This window comes from Rhizobium metallidurans (assembly GCF_014196505.1).
GTDB classification, from domain to species: domain Bacteria; phylum Pseudomonadota; class Alphaproteobacteria; order Rhizobiales; family Rhizobiaceae; genus Rhizobium; species Rhizobium metallidurans.
Map to the genome: position 1 here is coordinate 1 of NZ_JACIDW010000055.1, position 3,105 is coordinate 3,105.

The following is a 3,105-nucleotide window of genomic DNA, read 5'->3' on the forward strand; positions in this document are numbered from 1 at the left end:
GTGAGCGCGACGAACACACCACGTTGTGGCCGAGGCCAGCTTGTGCCTGCGGCTATTGGCGGGCGGCGCGGGTTACAGCATAGAGCTGGGTGACCGCTGTCCGGATATGGAGATGGGCCGTTGCCCGGATCTTTCGTCTGTCTTGTGGTGAGAGGCGAAATAGCAATTTCGCGAGCTGCGGATTAACGGCCATGATCGGAGTGATGATGGGTTTTGGGGTTGCCAGCAGGATAGGTGCCCATGCCTCGCCACCGAGTCCCAGCCCGAGGGCAAAGCCGATTGCCCAGGCATCGACTATGGTCTTTCCCTTGTCGCGCATGAAGATCGGGTAGTAGTCGCCAGGGGCGTGGGCGAGGAGATGATCCACTTCGTCATGCCGATTGAGGACGGTATTGACGAGACGTTCCTCGATCGAACCGGGCTTGGTTTGAGGCAACGCTCCGCCAAACACGTTCGGCAACCAGACCGCTGGTGTGACAGGCACGGGGCCAGCGACGATCGCTGCGATCAAGCCGTCAATCGCGCTCATTCCAACGTAGTCGTTATGTCCGTCGCCACGCAGACGTTCATCGAGCTCATCATAGGAGACACCAGGCCGCTTCATGCAGCCTGCCTGGTCTGTTCGGGCGACCAATTCCAAGGAAGCAGCGTGTCGAGCTGGTTGATCGTGGTCTGGCCGGATACGACCCGCTCGAGGACGTCAACGAGCCAAGTCTGCGGATCAAGCCCATTCAGCTTGGCCGAATTGATCAGCGACGCCAGGATGGCAAAGGTCTCGCCACCTCGGACGTTGCCGACGAACATCGAGTTTTTCCTTGTGAGGGCAACGGACTTCATCGAACGTTCGACGATGTTGCTATCGACTTCGATCGTTCCATCGTCGAGGAAGGCCGTGAGCCCGGCCCAGTGCGTGAGCGTATAGTTGATGGCCTTGGCAAGGGCCGATTGGGTCGAGATATCGCCCTTCAGGTCGAGCAGGCGGGCCTTCAATGACTTCATGATGGCGAGCGATTTTGATTGCCGTGTCTGGCGGCGCTCCTCAGCGCTCTGCCCGCGGATCTGCTGCTCGATCAGATAGACCTCTGCAAGGATCGATACGATCTCCAGGGCATCCGATGAACCTGTCAGCTTGACGACATCCACAAACTTGCGTCGTGCATGAGCCAGGCAAAACGCCAGCCGCAATGGGTGGGCATTGCTTTTGCCGCGACGTTTGGCAAGCGTTTTGTACGCCGCATATCCATCCACCTGAAGAACACCATCGAAAGATGCCAACTGGCGTTCGGCCTCGCGGGCGCTACGGCTCTCGGAGAAGATATAGCCGACGGCAGGCGGTGCCGGACCATTCCAGGGCCGATCATCCACGGCCTGCGCCCATAGCTGGCAAACCTTGGTTCGTTTGCGCCCAGGATCGAGGCGCGGGAGGCGCGTTTCGTCGGAGAAGACCCTGGGCTGCGACCGAATGAAGGCAAGAAGGCGATCATAGAGAGGCTGAAGCCACCACGCCACGCGCTCGACCCAGGACCCAAGCGTTCCTCGATCCAGCACGATCCCGTGGCCTGCAAAGATCTGGGTTTGCCTATAGAGGGGAAGATGCCATGCGAACTTGGATGTCACGACATGCGCTGCAAGCGCCGTCGTCGCCATTCCACCATCCATGAAGCGTGCCGGTGCTGACGCCTGCGTGATCCCGTTTGTACAGGTCCGGCAGGCGTAGCGAGGGCGAATGGTCCGCCTGACCCTCACGATCGCGGGAACGATATCGAGCGCTTCGGTGGCCGTTTCTCCGACGCGATGCAGGTCGCCCGCACAGCATGAGCAGATCTTGCTGTCCGGCTCGATGACAACCTCATAGCGCGGGAGATGCTTGGGAAGCGCACCCATATTGCGCCCTGCAGATCGCCGGGGGGCCGGAGGATGATCTTGCCTGCAGTCATCGTTGGCAGCAGCCGGGATATCCGTGAGGTCGCCCAAATCCAGGCTGGTTTGCGTGGGGTCGATGGTCGCAAGCTTCTCCGACCGAGCCCCATGGATCAGTCGCTTGAGGCAGTCGATCTCGGCTTTGAGATCAGCGTTCTCGGCATCGAGAGCACGAACCGTTCGGCTCAAATGCTCGATATTCTGCAGAAGTTGATCGTGGCTCAGCGACATGCCGAACGCTACCATAATCTCCAGAATCTTCAAGCAATTACAATTAGATCACGCTGCTTTCGTTGGCTTTCTTACATGCTTGCAGCCGATCCTGGTCCAATCCAGTCCCGCGATCAGCAGCCCGAATTGCTCAGCCGACATCGTCATCGCACCGTTCTTGATTGGTGGCCAAACGAACTTGCCCGCCTCCAACCACTTCGTGGCCAGGATCATGCCGGAGCCATCCCAATAAATGTAACGCAAGCGATCAAGACGCTTGGCGCGAAAGACGAACACATCGCCACAATAGGGATCCGCCGCCAGCGCTGAGGCCACCAAAGCCACCAGGCCATTCATACCGCGCCGGAAATCGACCGGCTGCGTTGCCACCATTATCTTCACGCCAACAGCAGAAACTCCGATCACCGCCGGCACCGAAGCGCCGTCAACATCGCCTGCGCCAGTTTGGGCTCCACCGACCCCACTACAGTCATACGCGCGCCATCGAGCTCGATCTCAATTCTACCCGCTCCACCGCTCGCGCTCTCGGATGACATGGCACGCTGCGAGGCGTGGACGCCAACCACATTCACCGGCACGAACGCGGGTTCCTGAACCAGGGCCTTGTCTACCCTTCGCCCGGTCAGCCCAGCCGCTCGCCGCCAGGCGTTCAGCAAACCACGATTGACGCCATACCGCCGGGCAACAGCCGAGATGTTCACATCTGGTTCGGCGCTCTCACAGACAATCCGCGCCTTCTCCTCGTCAGTCCAATCCCGCCGCTTGCGTCGCCCGGTGATCACCTCGATACGCCGGTATCGTCCATCATGCCGCCCCTCATGCATGCCTTCATCCATGACTCCAAGCATGGCATTATCGTCTTCTCCGGCCATTCCGTTCTGCTCCCGTCGATCCAGGAGCATATCTCGCGAACGCATTCAGAAAAGAAAAGGTGGGGCGTTCATCGCGCTCACA

4 protein-coding genes are annotated in these 3,105 nt (G+C 59.6%); all 4 read right to left on the reverse strand.

The window, feature by feature from the left end:
• Positions 1-52: 52 nt before the first annotated feature.
• Genes GGQ67_RS24955 through tnpA form a run of 4 tightly spaced genes read right to left on the reverse strand, consistent with a single transcriptional unit; the run spans position 53 to position 3,023 of the window.
• Complete coding sequence (locus GGQ67_RS24955; protein WP_246400338.1) at positions 53-604, reverse strand: UPF0149 family protein; 552 nt, start codon at positions 602-604, stop codon at positions 53-55.
• A complete protein-coding gene (gene tnpC / locus GGQ67_RS24960) occupies positions 601-2,151 on the reverse strand; it encodes an IS66 family transposase (RefSeq protein WP_183902792.1) in 1,551 nt (516 codons plus the stop codon). Before tnpC ends, GGQ67_RS24955 begins: the two co-directional genes overlap by 4 nt.
• 48 nt (positions 2,152-2,199) lie before the next feature.
• Positions 2,200-2,556 carry an IS66 family insertion sequence element accessory protein TnpB gene (gene tnpB, locus GGQ67_RS24965; protein ID WP_183902793.1) on the reverse strand — a complete coding sequence of 119 codons (357 nt, stop codon included), beginning with the start codon at positions 2,554-2,556 and terminating at the stop codon, positions 2,200-2,202.
• Complete coding sequence (gene tnpA, locus GGQ67_RS24970) at positions 2,553-3,023, reverse strand: IS66-like element accessory protein TnpA (protein ID WP_183902791.1); 471 nt, start codon at positions 3,021-3,023, stop codon at positions 2,553-2,555. The genes tnpB and tnpA overlap by 4 nt, the downstream gene beginning before the upstream one ends.
• Positions 3,024-3,105: the final 82 nt, after the last annotated feature.

What these genes read in the sequence shown, in the direction of transcription:
- tnpA (WP_183902791.1), bottom strand. Translation starts at nt 3,023, where the DNA reads ATGGCCGGAGAAGACGATAATGCCATGCTTGGAGTCATGGATGAAGGC.
- tnpC (WP_183902792.1), bottom strand. Translation starts at nt 2,151, where the DNA reads ATGTCGCTGAGCCACGATCAACTTCTGCAGAATATCGAGCATTTGAGC.
- GGQ67_RS24955 (WP_246400338.1), bottom strand. Translation starts at nt 604, where the DNA reads ATGAAGCGGCCTGGTGTCTCCTATGATGAGCTCGATGAACGTCTGCGT.